This window comes from Arthrobacter sp. 10T44, from assembly GCF_056393885.1.
This window is the reverse complement of the sequence record NZ_JBFTGT010000004.1, coordinates 206,894-232,385: the sequence shown is the minus strand read 5'-3', so window position 1 is coordinate 232,385 and position 25,492 is coordinate 206,894. Positions and strand designations below refer to the sequence as shown.

The 25,492-nt window shown below is 67.7% G+C and carries 28 protein-coding genes; 14 read left to right on the top strand and 14 right to left on the bottom strand.

What is annotated here, in order from left to right; all coding sequences use genetic code 11:
- Window positions 1-39: 39 nt before the first annotated feature.
- The 4 genes from AC1DBL_RS09015 to AC1DBL_RS09000 all read left to right on the top strand — a co-directional run bounded on the left by AC1DBL_RS09015 (window position 40) and on the right by AC1DBL_RS09000 (window position 3,525).
- Entirely contained in the window at window positions 40-1,329 is a 1,290-nt protein-coding gene (locus AC1DBL_RS09015; RefSeq protein ID WP_441417920.1) for an adenylosuccinate synthase, read from the top strand.
- 393 nt (window positions 1,330-1,722) lie between these two features.
- Window positions 1,723-2,199 (top strand): hypothetical protein, encoded by a 477-nt coding sequence (locus AC1DBL_RS09010; protein ID WP_441417919.1) that lies wholly within the window; start codon window positions 1,723-1,725, stop codon window positions 2,197-2,199.
- An 88-nt stretch (window positions 2,200-2,287) separates the two neighbouring features.
- On the top strand, window positions 2,288-2,836 hold the full coding sequence (locus AC1DBL_RS09005; protein ID WP_441417918.1) for an RNA polymerase sigma factor: 549 nt from the start codon (window positions 2,288-2,290) through the stop codon (window positions 2,834-2,836).
- A complete protein-coding gene (locus AC1DBL_RS09000) occupies window positions 2,833-3,525 on the top strand; it encodes a hypothetical protein (RefSeq protein WP_476925967.1) in 693 nt (230 codons plus the stop codon). The genes AC1DBL_RS09005 and AC1DBL_RS09000 overlap by 4 nt, the downstream gene beginning before the upstream one ends.
- Here the strand turns inward: AC1DBL_RS09000 and AC1DBL_RS08995 are convergent.
- The 7 genes from AC1DBL_RS08995 to AC1DBL_RS08965 form a co-directional block, all read right to left on the bottom strand.
- Window positions 3,522-4,019, bottom strand: a complete 498-nt coding sequence (locus tag AC1DBL_RS08995) for a CoA-binding protein (protein ID WP_476925966.1) — start codon at window positions 4,017-4,019, stop codon at window positions 3,522-3,524. The genes AC1DBL_RS09000 and AC1DBL_RS08995 overlap by 4 nt on opposite strands.
- Window positions 4,016-5,371: an O-acetylhomoserine aminocarboxypropyltransferase/cysteine synthase family protein gene (locus AC1DBL_RS08990; protein WP_476925965.1), complete on the bottom strand. Its 1,356-nt coding sequence runs from the start codon at window positions 5,369-5,371 to the stop codon at window positions 4,016-4,018. Before AC1DBL_RS08990 ends, AC1DBL_RS08995 begins: the two co-directional genes overlap by 4 nt.
- Window positions 5,371-6,576 carry a dimethylsulfone monooxygenase SfnG gene (sfnG, locus tag AC1DBL_RS08985; protein ID WP_476892884.1) on the bottom strand — a complete coding sequence of 402 codons (1,206 nt, stop codon included), beginning with the start codon at window positions 6,574-6,576 and terminating at the stop codon, window positions 5,371-5,373. The genes AC1DBL_RS08990 and sfnG overlap by 1 nt, the downstream gene beginning before the upstream one ends.
- Window positions 6,569-8,674 carry an acetate--CoA ligase gene (locus AC1DBL_RS08980; protein WP_476925964.1) on the bottom strand — a complete coding sequence of 702 codons (2,106 nt, stop codon included), beginning with the start codon at window positions 8,672-8,674 and terminating at the stop codon, window positions 6,569-6,571. Before AC1DBL_RS08980 ends, sfnG begins: the two co-directional genes overlap by 8 nt.
- Entirely contained in the window at window positions 8,665-9,576 is a 912-nt protein-coding gene (locus tag AC1DBL_RS08975; protein ID WP_441417912.1) for an ABC transporter permease, read from the bottom strand. Before AC1DBL_RS08975 ends, AC1DBL_RS08980 begins: the two co-directional genes overlap by 10 nt.
- A complete protein-coding gene (locus AC1DBL_RS08970) occupies window positions 9,576-10,616 on the bottom strand; it encodes an aliphatic sulfonate ABC transporter substrate-binding protein (RefSeq protein ID WP_476925963.1) in 1,041 nt (346 codons plus the stop codon). The genes AC1DBL_RS08975 and AC1DBL_RS08970 overlap by 1 nt, the downstream gene beginning before the upstream one ends.
- A 123-nt stretch (window positions 10,617-10,739) precedes the next feature.
- Entirely contained in the window at window positions 10,740-11,600 is an 861-nt protein-coding gene (locus AC1DBL_RS08965) for an ABC transporter ATP-binding protein (RefSeq protein WP_441417910.1), read from the bottom strand.
- 329 nt (window positions 11,601-11,929) lie between these two features.
- Here AC1DBL_RS08965 and AC1DBL_RS08960 point away from each other — a divergent pair, with 329 nt between their 5' ends.
- From AC1DBL_RS08960 to AC1DBL_RS08935, 6 genes are all read left to right on the top strand, one after another.
- Window positions 11,930-12,355 (top strand): CoA-binding protein, encoded by a 426-nt coding sequence (locus AC1DBL_RS08960; protein ID WP_476925962.1) that lies wholly within the window; start codon window positions 11,930-11,932, stop codon window positions 12,353-12,355.
- A 65-nt stretch (window positions 12,356-12,420) separates the two neighbouring features.
- The gene (locus tag AC1DBL_RS08955; protein ID WP_476925961.1) at window positions 12,421-12,834 is read left to right on the top strand and encodes an MmcQ/YjbR family DNA-binding protein; all 414 of its coding nucleotides are present in this window, start codon (window positions 12,421-12,423) and stop codon (window positions 12,832-12,834) included.
- Window positions 12,831-13,379: a DUF1990 family protein gene (locus tag AC1DBL_RS08950; protein WP_476925960.1), complete on the top strand. Its 549-nt coding sequence runs from the start codon at window positions 12,831-12,833 to the stop codon at window positions 13,377-13,379. The genes AC1DBL_RS08955 and AC1DBL_RS08950 overlap by 4 nt, the downstream gene beginning before the upstream one ends.
- A gap of 12 nt (window positions 13,380-13,391) precedes the next feature.
- Window positions 13,392-13,994 carry a hypothetical protein gene (locus AC1DBL_RS08945; RefSeq protein WP_476925959.1) on the top strand — a complete coding sequence of 201 codons (603 nt, stop codon included), beginning with the start codon at window positions 13,392-13,394 and terminating at the stop codon, window positions 13,992-13,994.
- Window positions 13,995-14,044: 50 nt separating this feature from the next.
- Window positions 14,045-14,362: a putative quinol monooxygenase gene (locus AC1DBL_RS08940; RefSeq protein WP_476925958.1), complete on the top strand. Its 318-nt coding sequence runs from the start codon at window positions 14,045-14,047 to the stop codon at window positions 14,360-14,362.
- A gap of 67 nt (window positions 14,363-14,429) precedes the next feature.
- The gene (locus AC1DBL_RS08935; RefSeq protein ID WP_476925957.1) at window positions 14,430-14,723 is read left to right on the top strand and encodes a DUF503 domain-containing protein; all 294 of its coding nucleotides are present in this window, start codon (window positions 14,430-14,432) and stop codon (window positions 14,721-14,723) included.
- An 83-nt stretch (window positions 14,724-14,806) separates the two neighbouring features.
- On the opposite strand, the gene purL is transcribed toward AC1DBL_RS08935, so the two are convergent.
- From purL to purS, 3 genes are read right to left on the bottom strand one after another with little or no spacing between them, the layout of a single operon-like run.
- Window positions 14,807-17,140, bottom strand: coding sequence for a phosphoribosylformylglycinamidine synthase subunit PurL (gene purL / locus AC1DBL_RS08930; protein ID WP_441417903.1), 2,334 nt, complete (start codon window positions 17,138-17,140; stop codon window positions 14,807-14,809).
- The gene (purQ, locus tag AC1DBL_RS08925) at window positions 17,137-17,895 is read right to left on the bottom strand and encodes a phosphoribosylformylglycinamidine synthase subunit PurQ (RefSeq protein ID WP_441417902.1); all 759 of its coding nucleotides are present in this window, start codon (window positions 17,893-17,895) and stop codon (window positions 17,137-17,139) included. The genes purL and purQ overlap by 4 nt, the downstream gene beginning before the upstream one ends.
- A gap of 1 nt (window position 17,896) precedes the next feature.
- Window positions 17,897-18,148: a phosphoribosylformylglycinamidine synthase subunit PurS gene (purS, locus tag AC1DBL_RS08920; RefSeq protein ID WP_011690410.1), complete on the bottom strand. Its 252-nt coding sequence runs from the start codon at window positions 18,146-18,148 to the stop codon at window positions 17,897-17,899.
- Between the two features lie 245 nt (window positions 18,149-18,393).
- Between purS and AC1DBL_RS08915 the strand changes: the two genes are divergently transcribed.
- On the top strand, window positions 18,394-18,579 hold the full coding sequence (locus AC1DBL_RS08915) for a hypothetical protein (protein WP_441417901.1): 186 nt from the start codon (window positions 18,394-18,396) through the stop codon (window positions 18,577-18,579).
- A gap of 290 nt (window positions 18,580-18,869) precedes the next feature.
- Window positions 18,870-22,130, top strand: a complete 3,261-nt coding sequence (locus AC1DBL_RS08910) for a S8 family serine peptidase (protein ID WP_476892877.1) — start codon at window positions 18,870-18,872, stop codon at window positions 22,128-22,130.
- 101 nt (window positions 22,131-22,231) lie between these two features.
- Here AC1DBL_RS08910 and AC1DBL_RS08905 read toward each other — a convergent pair whose 3' ends face one another.
- The 4 genes from AC1DBL_RS08905 to AC1DBL_RS08890 all read right to left on the bottom strand — a co-directional run bounded on the left by AC1DBL_RS08905 (window position 22,232) and on the right by AC1DBL_RS08890 (window position 24,679).
- Complete coding sequence (locus AC1DBL_RS08905) at window positions 22,232-22,612, bottom strand: serine protease inhibitor (protein ID WP_441417899.1); 381 nt, start codon at window positions 22,610-22,612, stop codon at window positions 22,232-22,234.
- Window positions 22,609-23,589 carry a 3-methyladenine DNA glycosylase gene (locus AC1DBL_RS08900; protein WP_476925956.1) on the bottom strand — a complete coding sequence of 327 codons (981 nt, stop codon included), beginning with the start codon at window positions 23,587-23,589 and terminating at the stop codon, window positions 22,609-22,611. The genes AC1DBL_RS08905 and AC1DBL_RS08900 overlap by 4 nt, the downstream gene beginning before the upstream one ends.
- Complete coding sequence (locus AC1DBL_RS08895; RefSeq protein ID WP_476925955.1) at window positions 23,564-24,115, bottom strand: SSI family serine proteinase inhibitor; 552 nt, start codon at window positions 24,113-24,115, stop codon at window positions 23,564-23,566. Before AC1DBL_RS08895 ends, AC1DBL_RS08900 begins: the two co-directional genes overlap by 26 nt.
- A 69-nt stretch (window positions 24,116-24,184) precedes the next feature.
- Entirely contained in the window at window positions 24,185-24,679 is a 495-nt protein-coding gene (locus AC1DBL_RS08890; RefSeq protein ID WP_476925954.1) for a MarR family winged helix-turn-helix transcriptional regulator, read from the bottom strand.
- 78 nt (window positions 24,680-24,757) lie between these two features.
- Here AC1DBL_RS08890 and AC1DBL_RS08885 point away from each other — a divergent pair, with 78 nt between their 5' ends.
- A complete protein-coding gene (locus AC1DBL_RS08885) occupies window positions 24,758-24,982 on the top strand; it encodes a hypothetical protein (protein ID WP_175322223.1) in 225 nt (74 codons plus the stop codon).
- Between the two features lie 183 nt (window positions 24,983-25,165).
- A complete protein-coding gene (locus AC1DBL_RS08880; RefSeq protein WP_441418171.1) occupies window positions 25,166-25,399 on the top strand; it encodes a hypothetical protein in 234 nt (77 codons plus the stop codon).
- Window positions 25,400-25,492: the final 93 nt, after the last annotated feature.

The window sequence follows — 25,492 nt, the reverse complement described above, 5'->3', positions numbered from 1 at the left end:
TCACACACAGTCCGGCCCGAACGAATGGGGGAGGATCCCATGCCAGCAATCGTGATCGTCGGAGCCCAATGGGGCGACGAAGGCAAAGGTAAGGCCACCGACCTGCTCGGCGGCCGTGTCGACTACGTCGTGAAGCCCAACGGCGGCAACAACGCCGGGCACACCGTCGTCGTGGGCGGTGAGAAGTATGAGCTGAAGCTCCTTCCTGCCGGCATCCTGAGCCCGAACGCAGTCCCGGTGATCGGCAACGGTTGCGTGGTGAACCTTGAAGCCCTGTTCCAGGAGATCGATGGCCTCGAAGCCCGCGGCGCGGACACCTCCAAGCTGCGCGTCTCCGCCAACGCCCACCTCGTGGCGCCCTACCACCAGGTGCTGGACAAGGTCACCGAACGGTTCCTCGGCAGCCGCGCCATCGGCACCACCGGCCGCGGCATCGGCCCCGCCTACATGGACAAGGTGGCCCGCCTCGGCATCCGAGTCCAGGATGTGTTCGACGCCTCCATCCTGCGGCAGAAGGTCGAAGGCTCGCTGCGGCAGAAGAACGAACTGCTGGTCAAGGTCTACAACCGCCGGGACATCGAGGTGGACGAGATCGTGGACTACTTCCTGTCCTTCGCCGAACGCCTGCGCCCGCTGGTCATCGACAGCACCTTCGTGCTGAACAAGGCCCTGGACGAGGGCAAAGTGGTCCTCATGGAGGGCGGCCAGGCCACGTTCCTCGACGTCGACCACGGCACCTACCCGTTCGTGACCTCCTCGAACCCCACCGCGGGCGGAGCCTCCGTGGGCTCGGGCATCGGCCCCACCCGGATCTCGCGCTCCATCGGCATCATCAAGGCCTACACCACCCGTGTCGGCGCCGGACCGTTCCCCACGGAGCTGTTCGATGAGATGGGCCTGTACCTGCAGAAGACCGGCGGCGAGTTCGGCGTTAACACCGGCCGTCCGCGCCGTTGCGGCTGGTACGACGCCGTCCTGGCGCGCCACGCCTCCCGAGTGAACGGCTTCACGGACTACTTCGTGACCAAACTGGACGTGCTCACCGGCATCGAGCAGATCCCCGTTTGCGTGGCCTACGACGTCGACGGCGTCCGCCACGACGAAATGCCGATGACCCAGACCGAGTTCCACCACGCCAAGCCGATTTTCGAGTACTTCGAGGGCTGGACCGAGGACATCACCGGCGCCCGCACCCTGGACGACCTGCCGGAGAACGCCCGGAACTACGTGCTGGCCCTGGAAAAACTCTCCGGCACCCGGTTCTCCGCGATCGGCGTCGGCCCGGACCGCGACCAGACGATCGTGGTCAACGACCTCATCAACGACTGACGCTTCAGCAACCGGCGCACGACGGCGGCGGCGGGTCACCTGCAATGGTGACCCGCCGCCGTCGTCGTTAAAGCCGCAGTTCGGGACCGTCACGGGGGCCGCCCAAAAAACAAAAAAGAAATTCTCATCGATGCGTAACCTTTCGGTGTGCCCCAGCGATTACTCCTTTGTAAGCGCCGCCCGGAGCCCTGGTCCCCCCACCAGGTCCGGCCGGCCTTGTAGCTGAAGATCCGACCGGCGCCTGCCCCCATCAGGCGCCGGGGACTTCGAGAGAGATCCGACGGGCACCTGCCCCATCAGGTGCCGACAGGACTTCGACCGTGAGTGCCGGCTGGCGCCTGCCCCCATCAGGCGCCGGCCAGCCTTCAACCAACCAAAGGATGTACGTTTTTCATGAAGAGTGTTAGCAAGACCACCAAGATTGCTGTCGGCGCCGCGATTCTCGCGGTCGGAGGTTTCTCCGGAATCGGCCTGGCCAACGCGGCCCAGACGTCCAGCACCCAGCAGGCTGAAGTGAACCACGCTACGCCCGCCACCCCCGCTGTTCCGGCCGTTCCGGCTACCACGGAACTGCCCGACGCACCCGCCACCCCGGCCGTTCCGGCCGTTCCGGCTACCCCGAACGCTGACGGGTCCGCCAAGGGCGACGCCGACGTCGAGGGTACCGAGGGTGCCGCTGAGGGCTCCGTGTCCGCCGATAAGGACGGCGTTGCCGTCGACGGTGCCGCCAATGCCAAGGGCGCTGCCGAGGCCAAGGCCCACGCCGGCGTAACCGTCGCCACCCCGGCCGTTCCCGCCGCCAAGGGCGCCCCGGCTGTCAAGGCCGTGCCGGCTGTTCCGTCGGTTGAGCAGCCCAAGCTCGACAAGTAAGCACCAAGCGCCTCTCTTCGGAGGCGACGGGGTGCGGCCGCTAGACTATCGGGGGCCGCACCCCCTGCAGTAACGGAAGGAAAGCCTCTTGGCAGACCAGCTGAGCGACGATGAACTGTCAGCAGCTCTGGCTGGCGACCCGTCAGGATTCAGCGCCGTCTACACCGTGATCTCCCCGGCGGTGCTCGGCTACTTCCGGGCCAAGGGCGTCGACGACGCCGAGGCCCTCACCCAGGACGTCTTCGTGGACGTTCTGCCGAGACTGGCCAACGTCACCGGCGGCCACACCGGGTTGCGGACCTTCATCTTCTCCGTCGCCCATGCCCGGCTGGTCGACCACCACCGGCGCGCCGAACGCACACCGTACCTGGCCGAATATGACCCGCTGAACGACGCGCGGTGTTCCGCTTCCGCGGAGGACGAGGCGCTTGGTTCCCTGGGCGGCCTGTCCCACACACTTGCCCGGCTCAACGAAGAGCAGCGGGAAGTCCTGGTCCTGCGGATCGTCGCAGACCTCTCCATCGATCAGGTGGCCGGCATCATGGGTAAGACCCCGGGTGCCATCAAACAGCTTCAGCGGCGCGGGCTCAGTGCCCTGCGCGAACTTGTAACCGAAAAGGACCACGCAGCATCATGACCGGCACGCGCGACCCCCAGCAGGATGGCAGCATCCAGGCGATGCTCCGTGACTCCGGCCTCGAAGCTGCCGCCGAACTCCGCAGCACCCTCGAGCAGTTGCAGGCCCTGGTGCCGGAGCAGGCACCGGCGCCCCGCGCAGACCTTGCCGCGCTGCTCTCCGCCGGTTCAGCTGATGCGGTGGCCCGCTCCGCCGACGACCTTCCGGCCGGTGTGAGCAGCTTGGCGGACCGGCGGCGCGGCCACAAACGCCGGATGGCCCTGATTGGTGGCGCCGTAATCGGTGCAATGAGCCTCGGCGCCGGCGCCGTGGCGGCCTCCAGCCACGACTTCCGTGAGAATGTGGGCCACACCCTCGGCGTTATCTTCCACCCCGCCGCCCCCAGCCGGACCCCTGCCCCTTCCGGCGGCACGCCCTCGGATCTGCCGGCGGCCCCGGTTCCGGTGCCGGCTGGCACGTCTCCGTCCCTGGCTGGTCCGGCGGCGCCCTCGGCCCCCGCAACGGCGCAGGTCCCGAAGCATGCCGGCCCCGTCGCTACTCCTCCCGCCGTCGGCCGCGGCGGAGTTCTTCCGACGCCGGGACACCGGCCCGTAAAGCCCGGCTCCCAGGGCCAGAACGGCCGGGGCCGTCGTTTTGAGCGCTCAAAACGACAACAACTGCGAGCCAGTTGGGTTAGGGGCCTCGTTTAGGCGAGTACCTGCCGCTTGGAGGAGATGACGCCGGTGTCGAAGCCCGCCAGATGCAGGCCGCCGTGGAAGCGGGCGTGCTCGATCTTCACGCAGCGGTCCATCACGACGTCGAGTCCCGCCGCCTCGGCTTCCTTCGCGACGTCCTCGTGCCACGAGCCCAGCTGCAGCCAGAGCGTCTTGGCACCCGCGGCGACCGCTTCATCCAGCACACCGGGCAGGTCATCATGCTTGCGGAACACGTCGACGATGTCCGGGCTCTCCGGCAGGTCAGCGAGCGAAGCGTACGTCGGCTCGCCCAGGATCTCCTTCACCACCGGGTTCACGAAGTAGACCTTGTAGCGGGTGGAGGACTGCAGGTAGGTCGCGACGAAGTAGCTCGCCCGCGACGGCTTGTCCGAGGCGCCCACAATCGCGATCGACTTGGCCTGGCGCAGCAGGGCCAGCCGCTCGGGCGCCGACGGGCCGGTCCAGGTACGGGTTTCTTCGGTGCTCATGCGTTTGCTCCGATCGTGCAGGTATCCGCGGGAAGGACTTCCCCGGCCGATGTGTCCGGGGCTGGATCTTCGGTTGCCGCGTCCAGAGCCTGGTCAAGGTCCCAGAGGATGTCATCGATGTCCTCCAGGCCGATCGAAATCCGGACGAGGTCCTCCGGAACGCCGGCGGATTCGAGCTGCGCCGGGCTGAGCTGCTGGTGGGTCGTGGAGCCGGGATGGATCACCAGGGTCCGGGAGTCGCCCACGTTGGCCAAGTGCGAGGCCAGCTGCAGGGACTCGATGAACTTCTGGCCCGCGGCTCGGCCGCCCTTGACGCCGAAGGAGAACACCGAGCCGGGGCCCAGCGGCAGGTACTTCCGCGCCCGGTCGAAGTGCGGGTGCGAGGGCAGTCCGGAGTAGTTCACGTAGGCCACCCGCTCGTCGGCTTCAAGCCATTCGGCCACCGCCTGGGCGTTCCTGAGGTGCTCGTCCAGGCGTTGCGGGAGCGTCTCCACGCCCTGCAGCAGCTGGAACGCCGACTGGGGGGACAGTGCGGGTCCGATGTCGCGCAGCTGCTCGCAACGCAGCTTGGTGAGGAAGCCGTACTCGCCGAAGTTCCCCCACCAGGAGACGTTGCCGTAGGAGGCCACCGGTTCGGTCATGGTGGGGAACTTGCCGTTGCCCCAGTTGAAGCGGCCGCTTTCGACGATGACGCCGCCGAGGGTGGTGCCGTGGCCGCCGAGGAACTTCGTGGCGGAGTGGATCACAATGTCCGCGCCGTGCTCGATCGGCCGAACCAGGTACGGGGTGCTCAAGGTGGCGTCGACGACGAGCGGGATGCCGGCGTCGTGTGCAACCTTGGCCAGCCCCTCAAGGTCCTGGACCTCCGACGAGGGGTTGGCCACCACCTCGACGAAGATCGCCTTGGTGTTGTCCCGGACTGCGGCGGCGTAGTCCGCCGGGTCGGTGCCGGCCACGAACGTGGTGTCCACCCCGAAGCGGCGCAGCGTGACGTCCAGCTGAGTCACTGTGCCGCCGTAAAGCTGGGATGCCGCCACAATGTGGTCGCCGGACTGGGTGAGCGCGGCGAAGGTAATGAACTCCGCGGCCATGCCAGAGGATGTGGCCACCGCGCCGATGCCGCCCTCCAGCGAGGCGATGCGCTCTTCAAACGCGGCCACCGTGGGGTTGCCGATCCGGGAGTAGATGTTGCCGTATTTCTGCAGCGCGAACAGGTTGGCGGCGTCTTGGGTGTCCTTGAACACGAAGGACGTCGTCTGGTAGATCGGCACGGCCCGGGCGCCGTGTTCGGCGTCGGGCGTGCCGCCGGCGTGCAGGGCGCGGGTGCGGAAACCGAACTTGCGGTCAGCCATTACGCGTTCACCAGCTTGCTGGCAGTGCCGGTGGCGGCCGGGGTGCCGGACAGGTCGAGCTCGACGCCGTGCTTGCGGGCGAGGTCCGCCTCGAGTTCGCGCACGATCGGCAGGATGTCCGCACCGAACGCGGCGACCTCCTCCTGGAAGTGCAGGTAGCCGGTGAGGAAGAGGTTCACGCCGATCTTCTTGTACTCCACAATCCGCTCGGCGATCTGCTCCGGGGTACCGATCAGCTGGGTCTTGAAACCGTCGTTGTACTGGACCAGGTCCTCGAAGCTGGAGTCGGCCCACATACCCTTGCCGTCCTTGGTGGACGCGCCGGCCTCCTGGACGGCGGCGCGGAAGCCCTCGACGGCGGGCTTGTGCGCCTTCTCGACGATCTCGCGCAGGGTGTCGCGGGCTTCCTTCTCGGAGTCGCGGGCGATGACGAAGCCGTTCAGGCCGAACCTGGGGGAGGGGAGAGCCCCCTCAGCGCCGCGCCCGGTGTCACCGGCAGCGGCAACCACGCCGGCGATGTTCTCCTTGAAGCCTTCCAGGTCCTTGCCGTTGGAGAAGTACCAGTCCGCGACCCGGCCTGCCGTGGCCTGGGCCGCGGTGGAGTTGCCGCCGAAGAAGATCTCCGGGTGCGCCCGCCCGGGCACATCCACGGGTGCCGGCTGCAGGGTGAAGTCGGTGATGTTGTAGTACTTGCCGGACTGGCTGTACTCCTGCTCGGTCCACAGCCCGCGGAGCACGCGGATGAACTCCTCGGTCCGGACGTAGCGCTCGTCGTGTTCGAGCCATTCGAGGCCGAAGTTCTCGAATTCGGCCTTGAGCCAGCCGGAAACGATGTTCACGGCGGCGCGGCCGTTGGAGATGTGGTCCGCGGTGATGATGAATTTAGCCAGCACGCCGGGGTGCCACATGCCCGGGTGGACGGCGGAGATCACCTTGAGCCGCTCGGTGGCGGCCAGCAGGGCGAGGCTGAACGAGGTGGCCTCGTGCTGCTTGTCCGCGCCGTAGGAGGCGGCGTAGCGGGTCTGGGTCAGCGCGTATTCAAAGCCGGAGTTCTCGGCGATCCGGGCCAGCTTCTTGTTGTACTCGAAGTCCCAGCCGGTGCGCTGTTCGATGGTGGACACCACCAGGCCGCCGGAGACGTTGGGGACCCAGTAGGCGAACTTCAGGGGTTCGGAAAGACGGGCGACGCTGCTGGTGTCAGTCATTGGTGTTCCTTACTTCTGGGGTATTTCCGGTGTTATTGCGGTCGCGCAGGACGGTCTGGATGCCGGCGATCGACGGTTCATTCTGCAGGGAGGTCGTGTCGCCGAGCGTGGTTCCTTCGAACAGTTGCGTCAGCAACCGGCGCATGATCTTGCCGCTGCGGGTCTTCGGCACGTCGGGAACGACGACGACGTCGCGCGGCTTCGCGATCGGCCCGATCCTTTCTCCGACCCAAGCCTTCAAATCCGCGGTGATTTCCTCCGTAGCCGCGCATCGCGCGAGCGAGAAACGAGCGAGTAAAGTGATCGGACCGGGGTCCCCGGGCGAGCTTGCGAGCTCGGGGGAGTCCGGGAACGCTAAGCGGCGGGAGGGGATCATCGCCGATTCCCGAAGCACAACGAACGCCACAATCGCGTGCCCGGTCTTCGGGTCGGCGACCGGGCAGACGCCGGCCTCCACGACGTCCGGGTGCGAGACGAGAGCAGATTCGATCTCGATCGTGGAGAGCAGGTGCCCGGAGACGTTGAGGGTGTCGTCCACCCGCCCGAGGATCCAGATGTCGCCGTCGTCGTCGTACTTGGCGCCGTCGCCGGCGAGGAACCAGCCTTGCTCGGCGTACTGGCGCCAGTAGGAATCGAAGTAGCGTTGCGGGTTGCCCCACACGGTCCGGGCGATGGCGGGGCCGGGGGCGTCCACCACGATGAAGCCCTGGACTCCGGGCGGGACGGTGTTGCCCGCCTCGTCCACGATCCGGGTGCCGACGCCGGGCAGCGGCCGGGCCGCGCAGCCGGGTTTGAAGTCGGTGTCCGTCGGGGCGGGGGAGAGGATGGTGGCGCCGGTTTCGGACTGCCACCAGGTGTCCACCACCGGCGCCGTGCCGGCGCCCACGTTCTCCCGGAACCAGCGCCATGCCTCGGGGTTGACGGCTTCGCCGACGGTGCCCAGCAGACGGATGGAGGAGAGGTCGTAGCCGGCCGGGACGCCGTCCGGGAACCAGCCCATCAGCGACCGGACCAGGGTGGGGGCGGTGTAGTACTGCGTGACGCCGTAGCGTTCGATGATTTCGAAGTGCCGGCCCGGGTGCGGGGTGTTGGGCGTGCCCTCGAAGATCACCTGCGTGGCGCCGTTGGAGAGCGGGCCGTAGAGCTCGTAGGTGTGGGCGGTGACCCAGGCCAGGTCCGCCGTGCACCAGTGGACGTCCCGGTCGCGGAGGGCCGGGTCCGGGTTGCTGAAGAGGTGCTCGAAGCTCCAGGACGCCTGCGTGAGGTAGCCGCCGGAGGTGTGGACCAGGCCCTTGGGCTTTCCGGTGGTTCCGGAGGTGTACATGATGAACAGGGGTGTCTCGGCGTCGAACGCCTCGGGTTTGTGGACGTCGGAGGCGGCCCCGACGGCGTCGTGCCACCACACGTCACGGCCTGCGGTCATCGGGACGGCGGCCAGGTGTTCCGGCGCGGTGGTGCGGTTGACCACCAGGACGTGTTCGATCGCGTTGTCCCCGGCGACGGCCGCGTCCGCGTTCGCCTTCACCGGCACGGCGACGCCGCGGCGGAACTGCCCGTCGGTGGTGACCAGCAGCTTGGCGCCCGTGTCTTCCACCCGGAACTTGAGCGCCTCGGCCGAGAAACCGCCGAACACGAGCGAGTGGATGGCGCCGATCCGGGCCACGGCCAGGGTGATGATCACCGTTTCGGGGATCACCGGAAGGTAAATGACCACCCGGTCGCCCTTGGCGATGCCGAGCTCCAGCAGGGCGTTGGCGGCCTTGGCCACGTCGCGCTGCAGTTCGGCGTAGGTGATGGTGCGGCGGTCGCCGGGCTCGCCCTCGAAATGCAGTGCCACCTTGTCGCCGCGTCCCGCCGCTACATGACGGTCGACGCAGTTGTAGGCGACATTGAGCTTCCCGCCGTCGAACCAGCTGATCTGCGGGCCCATGCCGGCCGCGGCGTCGGCCGGGACGCAGCGGTGCGCGGTGTGCCAGGGCTTGTCCTGGCCCGGCACGTCCGCCCAGTCGAGCCGGAGGGCGGCCGCCTCCCAAAACGCGATGCGCTCTTCCCCGATGGCCGGGAGACTGGCCGGTGCTGTCTCGGTAGCTACGCCCATCGTTTCACCGCCCATTTTTCGGCGAGGCCCAGCAGGGCGTCGGTGACCTTGCCGATCACGGCCAGCAGCACGATCGCCAGCAGGAGCCGGTCCGTGCGGCCGTTGTTCTGCGAATCCGTCAGCAGGAAACCGAGCCCCATTGAGGAGGCGATGAGTTCGGCGGCGACCAGGAACAGCCAGGCCTGGGCCAGCGCGAGCCGGAGCCCGGAGAACACGGCCGGCACCACCGCCGGGAGCTGGACCGTGGTCAGCAGCTTCACGCCCTTGAGCCCGAAGGCCCGCGCCGCTTCGACCAGGTTCCGGTCCACGTGACGCAGCGCGAGTGAGACCGTGGTGAAGACCGGGAAGAACGCGCCGATCAGGATCAGGGTGATCTTGGAGTCCTCGCCGATCTTCATCCAGAGGATCAGCAACGGCACCCAGGCCAGCGACGGGACGGCCCGGAGCGCGCCGATGGTGGGCGCGAGCAGGGCATCCGCGAACCGGGACAGGCCCACCAGGGACCCAAACACCAGTCCCAGCGCCGCGCCGGCCGCGAAGCCGATCAGCACGCGCTGGGTGGAGATCGCGATGTGCTGGCCGAGCTGGCCGCGCTGGAGCAGGTCTAGGCCGGCCTCCAGCACCATGGCCGGCGGCGGAAGCTGGACCACGCTGAACACCCCGGCGGCCGTGGAGAGTTGCCAGGCGGCCAGCACCGCAGCGGGAATGATCAGTCCAAGGAGCAGACGCGCCCAGCCGTTGGCCAGGATCCCGGCGGGGGACCATCCGTTCGCCGGGGAGCCGCCTCCACCCGTGACGGGGGAGTCCGGCTGGGCGGCGTCTGCCGGAGTTGCGGGGACGGCTGCAGCGCGCCCGTCCGCAACGTTGTTGCCGGTGAGGTAGGGATTTCCGAGGTGGGTCATCAGGAATCCTTGATGGCGGACGCGTCCGCCTTCTTCACCAGCGAGTCATCGAGAAGCGAGGCGACGGCGTCGTCGATCTGCTTCTGGCTTGCAACGTCCCCGGTTTCCACGAAGGTCGGGCCGATCTTCGCCAGCACCTTGCGCTGGGCCTCGCCCGGCGCCGGGTTGACATCGAGGTTGCTGCGCTGCAGCACCACGGTCTTCGCGACGGCGAGGTCCAGGCCGGCGGCGTCGGCGAGGATCTGTGCGGTTTCCTCCGGGTTGGCCGCCGCCCAGGCACGCGCCTTCTCGTAGGAGTTGACGACGGCCTGCGCCTGCCTGGGCTTCTCCCTAAGGAAGGATTCGGTGGCGTTCAGGAAGCCGTAGGTGTTGAAGGAGAGATTCCGGTAGAAGAGCTTGGCGCCCTTCTGCTCGGCCCCGGCCATGATCGGGTCGAGCCCGGACCACGCATCCACCGAGCCGTTTTCCAGCGCCGCACGGCCGTCGGCGTGCTGCAGGTTCTGCACGGTCACGTCCTTGGCGGACAGGCCGGCTTCGGAGAGCGACTGGAGCAGGAAGAAGTACGGGTCGGTGCCCTTGGTGGCCGCCACCGACTTGCCCTTGAGGTCGGCCACCGTGCTGATGCCGGAGCCCGGCTTGGTTACGAGCGCCGCCCACTCCGGCTGCGAGAAGATGTCGATCGCCTTGATCGGCGATCCGTTGGCCTTGGCCAGGAGGGCAGCCGAGCCGGCGGTGGAGCCGACGTCGATCGCGCCGGACCGCAGCGCCTCGTTGGCCTTGTTCGAGCCGGCGGACTGGACCCAGTTGACGGTGACGCCCTGGTCCTTCAACGCTGTCTCGAGCCAGCCTTTCTTCTTGATCACGAGGCTCAACGGGTTGTAGGTCGCGAAATCGATGTTCAGTGCGGCGGTCCCGGCGGCGCCGCTTGCTGCGGGCTTGCCGGAACCCTCGCCGGCGACGCAGCCGGTGAGGGCCAGGGCGGCGGAGACGGCCGCGGCCGTGAGGACCGAGCGGCGGGTGGTCTTGCGGGCGAAGGGCATGGAGGTTCCTTTGAGAACGGTGGATGCGGATGCGGAGGAGGTGAAGGACGGTGGGGCGGACCGGCGCGGCAGGCTGTGGCTGTGGCGCGGCCCGCGGCCGGTTGTCCGGGGAGCGGTGGGTGGTTAGTGGCCGTCGACGCCGAGGCTGGCCAGGAGCGAGGCCCGCATTCGGGCCAGCTCCGCGGAAGCCCGGTCCCGGGGACGTTCGCCGGGGACGACGACGGTGCGGACAATCGTCGCGCCCGGCGCCGGGGTGCCGGATTCGGTTGCGCGGGCTGGTTCCTTGCCGAGGACGATGATGCGGTCGGCCAGCTGGAGGGCTTCGTCGACGTCGTGGGTCACCAGCAGCACGGTGGTGGGCTCCGCCCGGTGGACCTGCAGCAGCAGGTCCTGCATCTTGATCCGGGTCAGGGCGTCGAGGGCGCCGAAGGGTTCGTCGAGCAGCAGGACGCCCGGGTTGCGCGCCAGGGCGCGGGCCAGGGAGGCACGTTGGGCCATGCCGCCGGAGACCTCGCGCGGCCGGTGCTTGGCGAAATCCTGCAGGCCCACGAGTTCAAGGAGCCGGGCGACCTTGGCCTTGCCGTCCCTGGCGCTGACACCGGTGGGCAGGCCGATGGCGATGTTGGCCTGCAGGGTGTGCCAGGGCAGCAGGCGCGGCTCCTGGAAGGCGAAGGCGCAGCGCGCATCCACACCCTGTACCTGGACGCCGTCGATCTCGACGGCGCCGGCACTGGGGGCATCGAGGCCGGCGGTGGCGCGAAGCAGGGTGGACTTGCCGCAGCCGGACGTGCCCAGGATGGCGAGGACTTCACCGGCCAGGACATCGAAGTCCACGTCGCGGAGCACGGTGTGGGCCTCGCTGCCGGAACCGAACGCTCGGCGCAGGCCGCGGAAGGACACCGGCAGCGCGGGCGTGCGGGTGGTTTCCCCGGCGGAGGCGTCCGCGGACGCGACAGTTGCGGAGGGGGACAGGACAGCAGTCATAGGAGTACTCCATCGGTCCTGGCAGTAGCACCCTACGGAACGAGCCTCCGGCACGGGTGGTCAGTCCGGCCGTTCCCGTGGCTCGCTACCTTGCTATCGGCGGGTTTCGGGGAGGAACTCCGACGACCAGGGTTGCTGCGGCTTCATCGATCCAGGTCTCTCGGCCGCTCGGGATGGTCACTACCCACTAAAACGGAATCACCGATTTCCCCCAAATCCGGCGCGTAATATTCGGACACCTGCCCGCTTCCCCTGGGCTGCCGGTCGATTGTTCGAAATGCGGACCGGGCGGCCCGGTGCGGCACGGTGGTCGGCCATAGGCTGTCTACATGACCCATGTGAACGACCCCGAGGTTATCGAACGGCTCCTGCGCACCAAGGGCAGGTGGGCGATCGTGGGCCTGACCACCAACGAGTGGCGCGCCGCCTATGACACGTCGCTGGATATCCGCGACCGGCTCGGCATGGAGATCATCCCGGTCAATCTTCCAGCGGACCCGGTACACGGCGAGACGGGCTACGCCAGGCTGTCCGACATTCCGGCGGCCAAGCAACCGCTCGACGTCGTGGACTGCTTCGTGAATTCGCACAGGGTGGGGGACGTGGTGGACCAGGCGATAGCCGTCGGAGCGAAGGCTCTCTGGCTGCAGCTGGGCGTCATCGACGAAGCTGCCGCCGCACGTGCCAAGGCGGCCGGCCTGGACGTGGTCATGAACGCGTGCCCGGCCCAGGAGGCGCCGCGCTTGGGGCTCTGACGGCCGCCGTCGCCGACGGCCACCACGGCCGGTAGCTGCGCTGACGGCCGGGCTAGGCTGGGAGCATGGACGCAGCAGCACTCCGCAGGATTTGCCTGGGCTTCCCGGGCGCCTTCGAGGACTATCCGTTCGGCCCCGATACCGCGGTCTTCAAGGTCCGTGCCGCGGTGCCCGGCGGGGCCCGGCACGAGGCCAAGATGTTCGCCCTGTCCGCACTGGACCCCGCGGACTTGGTCGTGAGCTTGAAGTGCGAACCCGCGCTCGCCGAACAGTTGCGGGCCGCGCATCCGGAAATTACCGGCGCCTGGCACCTGAATAAGCGGCACTGGAACGGGGTGCGGCTGGACGTTTCGTTGCCGGATTCCATGGTCCGCGACATGGTGGAGGACTCCTACGACCTTGTGGTCGCCGGCCTGAGCCGCCGCCAGCAGGAGCAGCTCGGCTGGGCCCGGCTGGCCCGCGGGGAGGCTCAGCCGTGACCCGACCGCGGATTGCCGGCGGCGAGCTGAACTATGCGGGGATCGGCGCCACCGAGACCGGCGCGCTGCCGGACGGGATCGAGTGCCTCGTCACCCAGGCCTACGTCGGCGACGGTGAAGCCGCCTACCGCCGGGCGGTGCAGGGCCTGCTGACCTGGCAGCTGCACAAGCGCGCCGGGTTGCGCGTCCGGGCGGAGTCCGGCGTCGTGCGCCCGGGGACGCGCGTGGTGAGCGGGTTCGGCGTCGGCCCGTTCCGGATCAACGCGCCCTGCGAGGTGGTGTGGGTGCGCCGACCCGTCGCTGGCGGCGGCCCGCAGTCCGCGGGATTCGGCTACGGGACCCTGCCCGGGCATCCGGTCCGCGGCGAGGAATCGTTCGAAATTTCGCTCGACGAACAGGGTCTCGTGCTGATCAAAGTCACCGCTTTCGGGGTTCCGGCCAACTGGTTCTACGCGGCCGGGGGCGCCGTCACCGCCGGGGCGCGCCGGATCGTCACTTCCCGATACCTTAGGAGTGCGCAAGAACTGGCCGCAGGTGTGAACTGAGAGGTGCAGAAAATGCTGAATCAACAGACCCTTGACCGCTTCTGGAACTTTGACGACCCCGGCCTTTCGGAGGCCCGCTTTCGCGCGGCGATCGCGGATTCGGCTTACGACGACGACGAACGTGCCGAGCTCGCCACCCAGCTGGGCCGTGCGATCGGCCTGCAGGGCAGGTATGAGGAAGCCGACGCGCTGCTGGACTCCATCGACGGCGACGAACCCACGGTGGCCGTCCGGGTGCTGCTGGAACGCGGCCGAGTGCTGAACAGCAGCGGCCACGCCGAGATGGCGGTCCCGCTGTTTGAGCAGGCCGCCGAACTCGCCGACCACCTGGGCGAGGATTTCCTGGCCGTCGACGCCCTGCACATGCTGGCGATCGCGGACACCGCTCACGCCGAGACGTGGACCCGCAGCGCCCTGGAGTACGCGTCCACGGCGCATGACGCCCGGGCCCGGCGCTGGATGGTGGCGCTGCACAACAACCTCGGCTGGACCCTGCACGAGGCGGGACGCTGCGCCGAGGCCATGGTCGAGTTCCAGCTCGCCGAGCAGTGGGCGGAAAGGGTGGGCACGCCGCAGCAGCAGGAACGCGCCCGGGCGGCCATCGATGCCTGCTGAGGCTCTGCCAGAATTGAAGCTCCGGAATTCCGAATGAAAGGCAACAGCTCGTGATCTTCATTGTCGTTAAATTCAAGGTCAAGCCCGACTGGTCCGATCGCTGGCTCGGCCTCGTGGAGGACTTCACCCAGGCCACCCGGCAGGAGCCCGGCAACCTGTGGTTCGACTGGTCCCGCAGCGTGGAGGACCCCAACGAGTTCGTCCTGGTCGAGGCTTTCAAGGATGACGCCGCCGGCGACCACGTCAACAGCAGCCACTTCAAGCAGGCCATGGCGGACATGCCGCAGGCACTGCAGGAGACGCCCCGGATCATCAGCCGCCAGTTCGACGGCGAGGGCTGGGACCGGATGGGTGAGCTCACCATCTGACCGGCGTCGATTGCTCCGAGCTTGTGAGGCTAGGGAGCCGGTGGGAAGCAGTCGATAGGCTGGGGTCATGTGGATCGGTTGGATTGAATTCGACGTCCTGCTCGGCGACGTTCACAGCCTGAAGGAGAAGCGCTCAGTCGTGCGGCCGGTCTTGGCCGAGCTCAAGCGCCGCTTCGACGTCTCCGTGACCGAGGCGGGATTACACGACCAGTACCGGCGTGCCGAAATCGGCGTCGGTCTGGTTGCGGCTGACCGGGCGCACCTGATCGAGGTGCTTGCCGCCGTCGAACGCTTCATAGCCGCGCGGCCGGAACTCGAGCTGCTCAGCGCCCGCCAGCGCGAACTGCGCAGCGACGATTAAGAAGCAACGCGGGGTCACTTACCGCCCATCCCGAGGGGATTTATGGGCGGTAAGTGACCCCGCGTTGCTTGGAGCCGGAAGTGCTAGCCGAAGTACTTCGGCAGGGTCGCCTCGTGGGCTTCGCGGAGTGCGTCCAGGCCCAGGGTGTCGACGCCGTTGATCTCCAGCTTGCCGCTCTCCGCGTCCACGACGCCGATCCGGACGTGCTCGAAGCCGCGGGCGGTGCACATGTCTTTGAACCGGATTTCCTCCGAGCGGGGCACTGCCACAATGGCGCGGGCCTGGGACTCGGAGAAGAGCGCGGTGAACAGGTCCACGCCGTCGCGGTCCATCACGTCCTGCAGCGAAATGCGGGCACCGACGCCGTAGCGCAGCGCGGACTCGACGAGGGCCGCCGCGAGGCCGCCTTCGGAGAGGTCGTGCGCGGAGTCGACCATGCCGTCGCGTGAGGCGTTGATCAGGATTTCACCGAGCTCGCGTTCCGCGGCGAGGTCCACCTTGGGCGGCAGGCCGCCCAGGTGTCCGCGCAGGTTGGACCATTCCGAGCCGTCCAGTTCCGCCGCCGTCGTGCCCAGCAGGTAGATGGCCTGGCCGTCCTCGCGCCAGCCCGAGGGCGTGCGGCGGGCGACGTCGTCCAGCTTGCCGAGCACGGCGACCACCGGGGAGGGGTGGATCGGCACGCTTCCGGTCTGGTTGTAGAGCGAGACGTTGCCGCCGGTGACCGGGATGCCGAGCACCATGCAGGCGTCGGACAGGCCGCGGATGGCCTCGGCGAGCTGCCACATGACGTCGGGATCCTCGGGGGAGCCGAAGTTCAGGCAGTCGCTGACGGCCATCGGCACGGCGCCGGAGGTGGCCACGTTGCGGTACGCCTCGGCGAGGGCCAGCTGCGCGCCGTGGTACGGATCGAGGTAGGTGTAGCGGCCGTTGGCGTCGGTGGCCAGGGCCACGCCCAGGCCGGTTTCCTCGTCCACCCGCACCACGCCGGCGTCGTCCGGGAACGCCATGGCGGTGTTGCCGCCGACGTAGCGGTCGTACTGGTCGGTGATCCAGGACTTGGAGCACATGTTCGGCGAGGCGACGAGCTCGGTGACCGCGGCGGCCAGTTCCGCCGGGGCGGCGGGGCGGCCGGTGTCCTGCACGGAGCCGGTGAAGGCGTCGGCCTGGACGGCGTCCTGCCACTCCGGGCGGGCGTACGGGCGGTCGTAGACCGGACCGTCGTGGGCCACGGTGCGCGGGTCGACGTCGACAATCACTTCGCCGTCCCAGGTAATGATCAGGCGGCCGGTGTCGGTTACCTCGCCCAGCCATGAGTACTCCACGGCCCACTTGTCCATGACCGCTTCGAACGCGGCGATGTTCTCCGGGGTGACCACGGCCATCATGCGTTCCTGCGACTCGGACATCAGGATCTCGCCCGGCGTCAGCGTGGGGTCGCGCAGCAGCACGGAGGTCAGCTCGACCTCCATGCCGCCGTCGCCGTTGGAGGCGAGCTCGGACGTGGCGCAGGAAATGCCGGCCGCACCCAGGTCCTGGATGCCCTCAACCAGGGATCCCTTGAAGAGTTCCAGGCAGCATTCGATCAGGACCTTCTCGGCGAAGGGGTCGCCCACCTGCACGGCGGGGCGTTTGGAGGGCTTGGTGTCATCGAAGGACTCCGAGGCCAGCACCGAAGCGCCGCCGATCCCGTCGCCGCCGGTGCGGGCACCGAACAGCACCACCTTGTTGCCCTTGCCGGAGGCGTTGGCGAGGCGGATGTCCTCGTGCCGCATGACGCCGACGGCGAGGGCGTTGACCAGCGGGTTGCCCTGGTAAACGGAGTCGAAGACCATTTCGCCGCCGATGTTCGGCAGGCCCAGGGAGTTGCCGTAGCCGCCGATGCCGGCCACGGCGCCGTGCATGACGCGGGCGGTGTCCGGGTGGTCGATGGCGCCGAAGCGCAGCGGGTCCATCACGGCCACCGGGCGGGCGCCCATCGAGATGATGTCGCGGACAATTCCGCCGATGCCGGTCGCGGCACCCTGGTAGGGCTCCACGAACGACGGCGAGTTGTGCGACTCGATCTTGAACGTCACGGCCCAGCCGTCGCCCAGGTTGGTGACACCGGCGTTCTCGCCGATGCCCACGAGCATGTCCTTCTTCATCTCCTCCGTCACCTTTTCGCCGAACTGGCGCAGGTGGTTCTTGGAGGACTTGTAGGAGCAGTGCTCGCTCCACATCACGGAGTACATGGCCAGCTCGGCGCCGGTCGGGCGCCGTCCGAGGACCTTGACGACCTCGTCGAACTCGTTCTGCTTCAGGCCCAGCTCGGCCCAGGGGAGCTCGGTGTCCGGGGTCCGGGCCGCGTTCTCCACGGTGTCGATGTTGAACTTCTTGGCGGTCTCCGCGGGCGCCGCCACTGCGGGTGTCTCCGTCATTTGTTGTCTCCCACGATCTTGTTCAGGACAGAGGTGAAGAAGCCGAGGCCCTCGGTGCCGGAGCCTTCTTCCGGGCCGAAGCCGGCTTCGACGGCGTGCTCGGGGTGCGGCATCAGGCCCACGACGTTCCCGGCGGCGTTGGAGATGCCGGCGATGTCGCGGCGGGAGCCGTTCGGGTTCCAGCCGACGTAACGGAACACCACGCGGCCCTCCGCCTCAAGCGCGTCGAGCGTCTTCTCGTCCGCGATGTACTGCCCGTCCTGGTTCTTCAGCGGCACCGTGATTTCCTGGCCTAGGGCGTAGTCGCGGGTCCAGTCGGTGGTGTTGTTCTCGACCCGCAGGACCTGGTCCCGGCAGAGGAACTTCAGGTGGTCGTTCTTGATCATCGAGCCGGGCAAAAGGTGCGACTCGGTGAGGATCTGGAAGCCGTTGCAGATGCCGAGGACCGGCAGCCTGGCGTCCGAGTTGGCGGCATCGATGACCTTGGCCATCAGCGGCGCGAAGCGGGAGATGGCACCGGCGCGGAGGTAGTCGCCGTAGGAGAAACCGCCGGGGATGACGACGGCGTCGACGTCGCCCAGGCTGGTGTCCGCGTGCCAGAGGGCCACCGGGGTGGCGCCGGCCAGGCGCACCGCGCGGGCGGCGTCGCGGTCATCGAGCGTGCCCGGGAAGGTGACGACGCCGATCTTGGCACCGGCGAGCTGGGGGTGAGCGGCGACGGCCACGGCCTCACCGATCAGGGGAAGTTCAGTCATCTCAGGCCTCGACGACCTCGACGTTGACGACGTCCTCAATGACCGGGTTGGAGAGCAGGGTTTCCGCGGCGTTCCGGGCCTGGGCCAGGATCTCCTCGGTCACCTCGCCGTCGACGGTCAGTTCGAAGCGCTTGCCCTGGCGGACAGAGCTGAAAGCGGTGAAGCCCAGGCGGGGCAGTGCACCCACGATGGCCTTCCCCTGCGGGTCGAGAATCTCGGGCTTGGGCATGACGTCGACAACGATCCGGGGCATCCGGCAACTCCTGTGCGTGAGCATTGGGTAAGGGCGCAGCGGAGTAGTGCCGTCTCACGCCGATCCGCTGTGTGGTGAGGACAACGGTGTTTAACAACAACATGGAACGGGCGCTCCGCGAGCTTGCACGCCCATTCTACCGGGCGGCGTGCATCACGGCGCATTCGTGACCGGGCGGTGCTCCCGGCGGCCCGGGTCTGGGGCGGCTATGGTCTCCGCAGGGTGCGCTCAGTAGGATGAGCCCCATGGCTGAGAAATCGAAATCCGTGTTGCTTCCTGTGATGGCCGCCGCCGTCTTCGCGGGCCTCGGCAGGATGGTGCTGCAGAAGATCAAGGCGGACCGGGCAGCCAGGTCCAGCAATGTGGCCGGCCCCCTTGATGACAAGACGAGGGCCTGGATCAGCGAGGTTGTCCGAACGCCCCGCCAGTAGCCAGCCGGTGCGGCCGGGGCCCAGCAGCCCCCATTAATTTCCCGTTTAAAGCCGAGGCGGCGTCGCCGCCCCGGCTTTGCCATGCCCCGGGAACGCGTCGATTGTCGAGTGATGTGACTAATTTCGATTAGTCACCTGTGGTCTATGTCATATTCAGCTCTCAGTCTGTACTGTATGAATCGGCTGGTATCCGCTGGGGGCGAGAGTCACCTCCTGATCCCGCACCCGAACCAGCCGTCGTCCCCGGCAATGGCGCCGGGACCGTTCCTTCTGAAAGGTTCCAATCACTCGTGAAATCACCAGGAAAGAGCTTCCTTCGAAGCGGGGGACTCCGGAGGGCCGCGGCACTGACCCTGGGCTTGCCGGTTCTCCTTTCAACAGTCGCCATTGCGCCCGCCACCGCGGCGCCGGCCCAAGGATCCGGCGTCGCCGGAATCGCGCAGAAGAATCTGGACCCCGCCAACTACCGGGATGGTCGGTACATCGTCGTGCTGGCTGAGAAACCGGCGGCCACGTACGACGGCGGGACGGCGGGTTTGGCGCCGACCAAGCCGCAGCAAGGCAAGAAGCTGGACACAAAGAAACCGGCCGTCCGGCAGTACGAAGCCCACCTCGAGAAGAAGCAGGCCGAAGTCGCCGGGAAGCAGAACGTCGCGATCAAGCGCCAGTTCACCGCGGCAGTCAACGGCTTTAGTGCGAACCTGACCTCAGACCAAGCAATCAAGCTGGCGAAGAACCCGGACGTGCTGGTGGTTGCACCTGACACCGAGAACGCTCCTGACTACTCCAGCACCGATTTCCTCAAGCTCAGCGGCGCCAATGGCACCTGGAACACCAAGTTCGGCGGCCAGGCGGCGGCCGGCAAGGGCGTCGTCGTCGGTGTTATCGACACCGGTTACACGCCGGGCAGCGCCTTCTTCGCCGGCGACCAGGTCAAGCCGCTCGTCGGCAGCCCGGTGGTCGGTGTGCCGTACCGCACTGAAGACGGCAAGATCGCCATGCTCAAGGCCGATGGAGACACCTTCGTTGGCGAGTGCCAGAAGGGCACCGAAACCGGAGCGGACTTTGACGGCTCGGCCTGCAACTCCAAGGTGCTCGCGGCGCACTACTTTGCCGACGATTTCACGAGCTATGTCAAGCCCGAGAACCGCTCTCCGCTGGAGAAGCTCTCCCCGGTCGACGTCGCCAGCCACGGCACGCACACGGCCAGCACCGCCGCGGGCAACGCCAATGTGGAGACGTTCGTTGACGGCCGCAGCTTCGGCCTGACCAGCGGCATGGCTCCGGCTGCCAAGCTGTCTATCTACAAGGTCTGCTGGGAAGACACGGATCCGAATACCGGCGGCTGCTATTCCTCGGCATCCGTGGCGGCCATCGATCAGGCAATTCAGGACGGCGTCGACGTGCTGAACTACTCGATCTCGGGCTCCACGACCACCACCACCGACCCGGTGTCCATGGCCTTCCTGTCTGCCGCATCGGCGGGTATCTTCGTCTCCGCCTCGGCTGGCAACTCCGGTCCAACCGCGAGCACGGTCAACCATGGCGCTCCGTGGCTGACCACGGTTGCCGCAAGCAGCTTCTCCCAGGAATTGCAGGGCACCGTCGAGTTCTCTGACGGCACCAAGTTCCGCGGCGCCAGCATCATGAACCGCGAGGTCAAGGACGCGGGTGTCGTGCTGGCAGCCAATGCGGCCGCCACCGCCGGGGACGCCAATGCGGCACTGTGCGGACCCGACACCCTGGACCCTGCCAAGGTCGCCGGAAAGGTTGTGGTCTGTGACCGCGGCGTCTTTGACCGCGTTGCCAAGAGCGCGGAGGTCAAGCGCGGCGGCGGCGTCGGCATGATCCTGGTGAACCTGAGCAACTCCTCACTCGATACGGACAAGCACTCCGTTCCGACCGTCCACGTGAACCCGCCGGCCACCGAGGCCATCAAGGCCAAGGTGGCCGCGAACCCGGCCATCAAGGTGTCCCTGATCAACAAGGACACCACCGGGCTTCCGCTTGAGGCGCAGCCGCAGATTGCCGGCTTCTCCTCCCGCGGCCCGCTGCTCGCCACCGGTTCAGACCTGCTGAAGCCGGACGTTGCTGCTCCCGGTGTTGCCGTACTGGCCGGCGTTTCGCCGATCGGCACTGGCGGGGACAACTTCGGCTTCATGTCCGGAACGTCCATGGCTGCACCGCACGTAGCGGGATTCGGCGCGCTGATCCTCGGCAAGAATCCGAAGTGGTCACCGGCCATGGTCAAGTCTGCGATGATGACCACCGCCTCCGACGTCAAGCTTGCCAATGGAAGCAAGGACCCGGACGTCTTCGCGACGGGTGCAGGCCAAGTCGATCCGGCCCGCGTCCTGGATCCGGGCCTCGTCTATGACGCCAATGACGAGGACTACCTGAAGTTCATCCAGGGCACCGGCGTCGACCTCGGCATGCCGGGTCTCGGCGTGACCAAGCCGCGGGATATGAATGTACCGTCCTTCGCGCTGGGCAACCTCACAGGCAAGATCGAGGTCACCCGCACGCTGACCGCACTGACCCCGGGCACCTACCGCGTCAAGGTCGATGTTCCCGGCGTCAAGGTGACCGTTACGCCGTCCATCCTGACCTTCGGCTACGCCGGCGACAAGAAGACCTTCAAGGTCTCGTTCGAAAACCAAAACGCGGCCCTGGGCAAGTTCGCCATGGGCACGCTGACGTGGCAGGGCGCAAACAAGAACGTCGCGTCCCCGGTTGCTGTCCGCCCCCAGGCGGTCGTGGCGGCCAGCGATGTGGCCTTCTCCTCCGAGGGTGGCACCGGCTCCGGCGCCATCAAGGTGGTCTCCGGCAGCAACAGCCCGATCAACATGACCCTCGACGGGCTGTCGAAGGCCGATTCGTCTGCCATCGAGCTGGTGCCCGGCGATGCGATTCTCGGGGCCAATGATGCAGCGAACTTCGGAAAGTCGGTTCAGGTCCCTGCCGGTGCACCGTTGGCCAAGTTCTCCGCCCTGTCCTCGGATCCGAATGCGGACTTCGATATGTACGTCGTGACCCCGGCCAATCAGCTGGTTCAGGTCGCAACGTCCTCGGCGAGTGAGTCCCTGTCCATCCCCAATCCGGCTCCGGGAACTTACCGGATCTTCGTCAACCTCTACGCCAGCCCCAACGGCCAGGCTACGAAAGCAAGCGTCGATGCGGCCGTCCTTGGCGCCAATGTCGGCAATGCGACTCTGACCCCGAACCCGCTGCGGCTCGCGAACGGAACGTCCGGCCAGGTCACCATGAACTGGAAGGGGCTGGCAGTTGGCTCCTACATTGGACGCGTGACCTACGCAGGCGCCAGTGAGCCGACATTTGTCAGCGTGCTGGTGACCCCGGCCGGCGCCGTAGTGGTTCCGCCGACTTCGGAGGACCAGGACAGCAACGACGGCCCCGGGGAGAGCACGGACCAGGGTAAGCACAACGGCAAGGATCACAAGGACAAGAAGGAGAAGGGCAAGAAGGTGAAGAAGGAGAAGGGCAAGATCCAGAATGCGGAGCTGTCCAAGGCTCCGAACAACGCCATCTAGGCGACTGAACACCAAGTAACAGCGATGGTCGGCGGTTTTCACCGCCGGCCATCGCTGTTTCGCTGTGTTCTGACGTGCCTCCGTGTTTAGGCGGCGCCGCCTCAGATGGCCCCGGTTGATCCCGCTGTGCCGCCCAGCAGCGGCGCCATGGCACGCCAGCGGGCAATTTCGCAGCCGTCGGTACGGCTGAATTCGCTACGAACGTCGCGGCCCAGGTAGCGCCCGGTGACCACGGCCACCTGCGGGCCGCCGTACTGCTGGGTGCACAGCCGGGGCGGGCCGGGGAGGGGGAAGAAGATTTCCTCGCCGTGCTGGCGGAGTGCCTCGAGTGCCGCGGCAGGATCCGGCAGGGTGGATGCGGCGGAGGCCCCGCCGTCGTCGGCGACCAGGCGGAAACTGACCTCCGGCGCCCCGGGCGCCTCCGTCAGCGTGATGGTGAGGTCGACGTCGTGCGGGCTGTCCGCTCCGTGGGTGGCCGTCATGGGCGTCCTTCCTGGGCCGCGGGAAGCGGGGGAGCCGCGACGGCGGCGGCCTCCAGCAGCGGCGTGAGTTCCTGCAACAGCCGTCGGCGCAGTTCCTGCGAGGCGTCGGCGAAGGCCCGCTGGTGCTCCACGTATTCGGCTTTGCCATCCGGGGTCTCGATCCGGATCGGCGGGTAACCCCATTCGCTCAGTTCGTAGGGGGAGGCCTGCATGTCCATTGCGCGGATCCGCCAGGAGAGTTCGAAGCAGTCCATGACCAGCTCGCTGGGCAGCGCGGGCGCCAGTTTGTAGGCCCACTTGTACAGGTCCATGTTGGCGTGCAGGCAGCCGGGCTGTTCCATGGTCCGTTGGTTCTCGCGGCTCGGCTTCAGGGTGTTCAGCGGCACCGCGTCCGGGGTGTAGAAGCGGAACGCGTCGAAATGCGAGCACCTGATCCGGTTGTCCTCGACCACCCGGTCCGTCTGCTCGGAACCGAGCCGCAGCTTCAGGTACTCGTGCCGCAGTTCGAATTTGTCCTGACGGTAGACCATGGCCCACTCGTGCAGTCCGAAGCAGCCGAACTGCGCCGGCCGGGCGGCCGTCCCCGCCAGGATGATGCCGGCAAACTGCACGGCGTCGCGCCGCTCGCCGAGGAACCGTTCGACGTCGACCGTCACCGCGTCCGTACCGGGCGCCAGACCCGCGGCGGCGAGTTCGCCGGCGTCGGGCACGCGGTAGTACTTCCAGCCGGAGCGCTCCGCTGCCGCCGGCCCGGACAGCACGACGCCGGCGCCCGGGTGCCAGCGGAGCAGCTGGCCAGGTTTTTGGGTGTAGTACGTGAAGAGGAAGTCTTCCACCGGGTGTTTTTGGCCGGCCGACCTCCGGGCGAGGTAGGGATCGGAATAGGTGCGGACGCGCTGCTGGTGGGCGGCTTCGCGCGCCAGCCAGGCGTCCTGCGGAAGGTGCTGCAGTCTAGACAGCCCCTCCGGTTGAGCCAAGGATGTCCTTGGCGGCCTTCCACTGGGCGATCTCGCAACCGTCCCGCAGGCCGAACTTCGACTCGACTGCCTTACCGTCGACGGAACCGGTGACGGTCGCCTGGTCCGGGCCGCCGTACTGCTGGGTGCACGCCTGGTCGGTGGCCCGGGGTGCGGGGCTGAGGAGCGCCGCATTCTTCTTCAGGGCGGCGCAGGCCGCAGCGGCGCTGGGGTGCTTGCTTTCCGCCGCCGGAACGCCGTTCTGGCAGACTAAGGTGTAGTTGACGGCCTTCGCGCTTTCGGAGGGCTTGATCATGATGGCCAACTCGGCGTTGCCCTGGCCGGGTCCGGCGGTAGGGGCCTCGGCCAACGGCGAGGGAGCCGGCGCGGTGGTTTCGGTGTCGGCGGAGGGGGTGCCGCCCGGCGTCGAGGCGGAGGCAGGGCCGGTGGACGAGGCGCTCGGCGCAGGTCCGCCGCCCGGTGAGCAGGCAGCCAGTCCGACGGCCGTCATCAAGATGAGCGCTGTGGGAATCAGGTTCTTGCGCATGGGCTCTTCTCCTCGGTCTCAGCCCCATTCTAGCGCCGCGGCCGGTCCCGGGCGCGGGGCGGAAGTACCCTAGCTGCGGGTATTGCCGTCCGCCGCCCGGGTGGCGTCGATGAGCCGCATCATGGCGGCATGCAGTTCGCCGACCTGCTCCCGGTCCAGGCCCAGCCGGGCCATCATGGTGCCGGGGACCGCCGTTGCTTGTTCCCTCAGCGCCGCGCCGCGGGGCGTCAGCCGCACGGCGAGGCTGCGCTCGTTGCCCTCGGCCCGTTGCCTGGTGATGTAGCCCGCCGTTTCAAGCCGCCGCAGCAGGGGCGAAATCGTGGCCGGTTCCTGGGCGAGGGCATCGCTGATGTCGCGGACGGTCCGGGGGCTGGATTCCCACAGACAGAGCATCACGAGGTACTGCGGGTGGGTGAGTCCCAGCTTGTCCAGCACCGGTTTGTAGGCGCCGACCACGCTGCGGGACGCGACGGTCAATGCGAAGCAGAGCTGGTGTTCCAGCAGGAGGTCCTCGTCCACGACGGCGGCTGCGGGACTTCCGGGGGTTTCGATGACATCGGTCATCCGGCCTCCTTCAAATAGTTAGTGTACTAATGATTAGCGTACACTGGTGGAACATCAGGTACGAAGGAGTGGGTAGCGATGGCTAAGGACAACACCGCCCAGCGGTTCATGCGGGCGACCGGAAAGCTGCGGGCCGTCTTTGGCCCGGCCAGCCGAACCTCGCTCGGCCATGAGATGACGGAGCAGAACCGCCAGCTGCTGGCCCAGCGGCAGGCCGAGACCCAGCAGTGGGAGACCCTGCACCGGCCAGACGGCAGCACTTACGTTGTGCCCCGCAACCCCGAGGACAAGTCCCTGCGCTAGGCCGGCCCGGCCCGCGCCGCTGCCCAAGCGGCGGGATCCGACCTTCGCACCGGCGAGGGTTCCCACCGCGCATTTTGCCGCAGTCGGGCGTAAAATGGGCACACTGGCGCCGCCCGCGCCACCGCTGTTCCGAATGGCCCATTAGCAGGAAATGGCCTTTCAGTAGGAGAGGGGGTGGGAAATATGGCACATGCGCTGAGGAAGGCTGCACTGAGCCGGCACCTGCACCCATCGTCCTGGGTGCGATTCCTGTTTGGACCCGCCTCGCGGGGGGATACCACCGCTCCGGTCGTGCACAGGCACGATGATTACGAGCTAGCGTCGGAGACCGATCTCGCCGGCTTCGAAGTGGAAACGGACTCGCAGGGACATCATTACGCCGTCCGCCGGGAAGACCTCCCGAAGGAACAAGTCTGACCCGCGCGGGGGCAGGACGGAAACGAAAAAGGGAGCGGCAGGTGCCGCTCCCTTTCTTATCGGCCGCGAAGCGGTCCGTGGCCTCCAGAAGTC

Bases quoted from the DNA above. Each gene is read 5' to 3' on its own strand.
- AC1DBL_RS09015 (WP_441417920.1), top strand. From the start codon at position 40: ATGCCAGCAATCGTGATCGTCGGAGCCCAATGGGGCGACGAAGGCAAA.
- AC1DBL_RS09010 (WP_441417919.1), top strand. From the start codon at position 1,723: ATGAAGAGTGTTAGCAAGACCACCAAGATTGCTGTCGGCGCCGCGATT.
- AC1DBL_RS09000 (WP_476925967.1), top strand. From the start codon at position 2,833: ATGACCGGCACGCGCGACCCCCAGCAGGATGGCAGCATCCAGGCGATG.
- AC1DBL_RS08995 (WP_476925966.1), bottom strand. From the start codon at position 4,019: ATGAGCACCGAAGAAACCCGTACCTGGACCGGCCCGTCGGCGCCCGAG.
- AC1DBL_RS08990 (WP_476925965.1), bottom strand. From the start codon at position 5,371: ATGGCTGACCGCAAGTTCGGTTTCCGCACCCGCGCCCTGCACGCCGGC.
- sfnG (WP_476892884.1), bottom strand. From the start codon at position 6,576: ATGACTGACACCAGCAGCGTCGCCCGTCTTTCCGAACCCCTGAAGTTC.
- AC1DBL_RS08980 (WP_476925964.1), bottom strand. From the start codon at position 8,674: ATGGGCGTAGCTACCGAGACAGCACCGGCCAGTCTCCCGGCCATCGGG.
- AC1DBL_RS08975 (WP_441417912.1), bottom strand. From the start codon at position 9,576: ATGACCCACCTCGGAAATCCCTACCTCACCGGCAACAACGTTGCGGAC.
- AC1DBL_RS08970 (WP_476925963.1), bottom strand. From the start codon at position 10,616: ATGCCCTTCGCCCGCAAGACCACCCGCCGCTCGGTCCTCACGGCCGCG.
- AC1DBL_RS08965 (WP_441417910.1), bottom strand. From the start codon at position 11,600: ATGACTGCTGTCCTGTCCCCCTCCGCAACTGTCGCGTCCGCGGACGCC.
- AC1DBL_RS08960 (WP_476925962.1), top strand. From the start codon at position 11,930: ATGACCCATGTGAACGACCCCGAGGTTATCGAACGGCTCCTGCGCACC.
- AC1DBL_RS08955 (WP_476925961.1), top strand. From the start codon at position 12,421: ATGGACGCAGCAGCACTCCGCAGGATTTGCCTGGGCTTCCCGGGCGCC.
- AC1DBL_RS08945 (WP_476925959.1), top strand. From the start codon at position 13,392: ATGCTGAATCAACAGACCCTTGACCGCTTCTGGAACTTTGACGACCCC.
- AC1DBL_RS08935 (WP_476925957.1), top strand. From the start codon at position 14,430: ATGTGGATCGGTTGGATTGAATTCGACGTCCTGCTCGGCGACGTTCAC.
- purL (WP_441417903.1), bottom strand. From the start codon at position 17,140: ATGACGGAGACACCCGCAGTGGCGGCGCCCGCGGAGACCGCCAAGAAG.
- purQ (WP_441417902.1), bottom strand. From the start codon at position 17,895: ATGACTGAACTTCCCCTGATCGGTGAGGCCGTGGCCGTCGCCGCTCAC.
- purS (WP_011690410.1), bottom strand. From the start codon at position 18,148: ATGCCCCGGATCGTTGTCGACGTCATGCCCAAGCCCGAGATTCTCGAC.
- AC1DBL_RS08915 (WP_441417901.1), top strand. From the start codon at position 18,394: ATGGCTGAGAAATCGAAATCCGTGTTGCTTCCTGTGATGGCCGCCGCC.
- AC1DBL_RS08905 (WP_441417899.1), bottom strand. From the start codon at position 22,612: ATGACGGCCACCCACGGAGCGGACAGCCCGCACGACGTCGACCTCACC.
- AC1DBL_RS08895 (WP_476925955.1), bottom strand. From the start codon at position 24,115: ATGCGCAAGAACCTGATTCCCACAGCGCTCATCTTGATGACGGCCGTC.
- AC1DBL_RS08890 (WP_476925954.1), bottom strand. From the start codon at position 24,679: ATGACCGATGTCATCGAAACCCCCGGAAGTCCCGCAGCCGCCGTCGTG.
- AC1DBL_RS08885 (WP_175322223.1), top strand. From the start codon at position 24,758: ATGGCTAAGGACAACACCGCCCAGCGGTTCATGCGGGCGACCGGAAAG.
- AC1DBL_RS08880 (WP_441418171.1), top strand. From the start codon at position 25,166: ATGGCACATGCGCTGAGGAAGGCTGCACTGAGCCGGCACCTGCACCCA.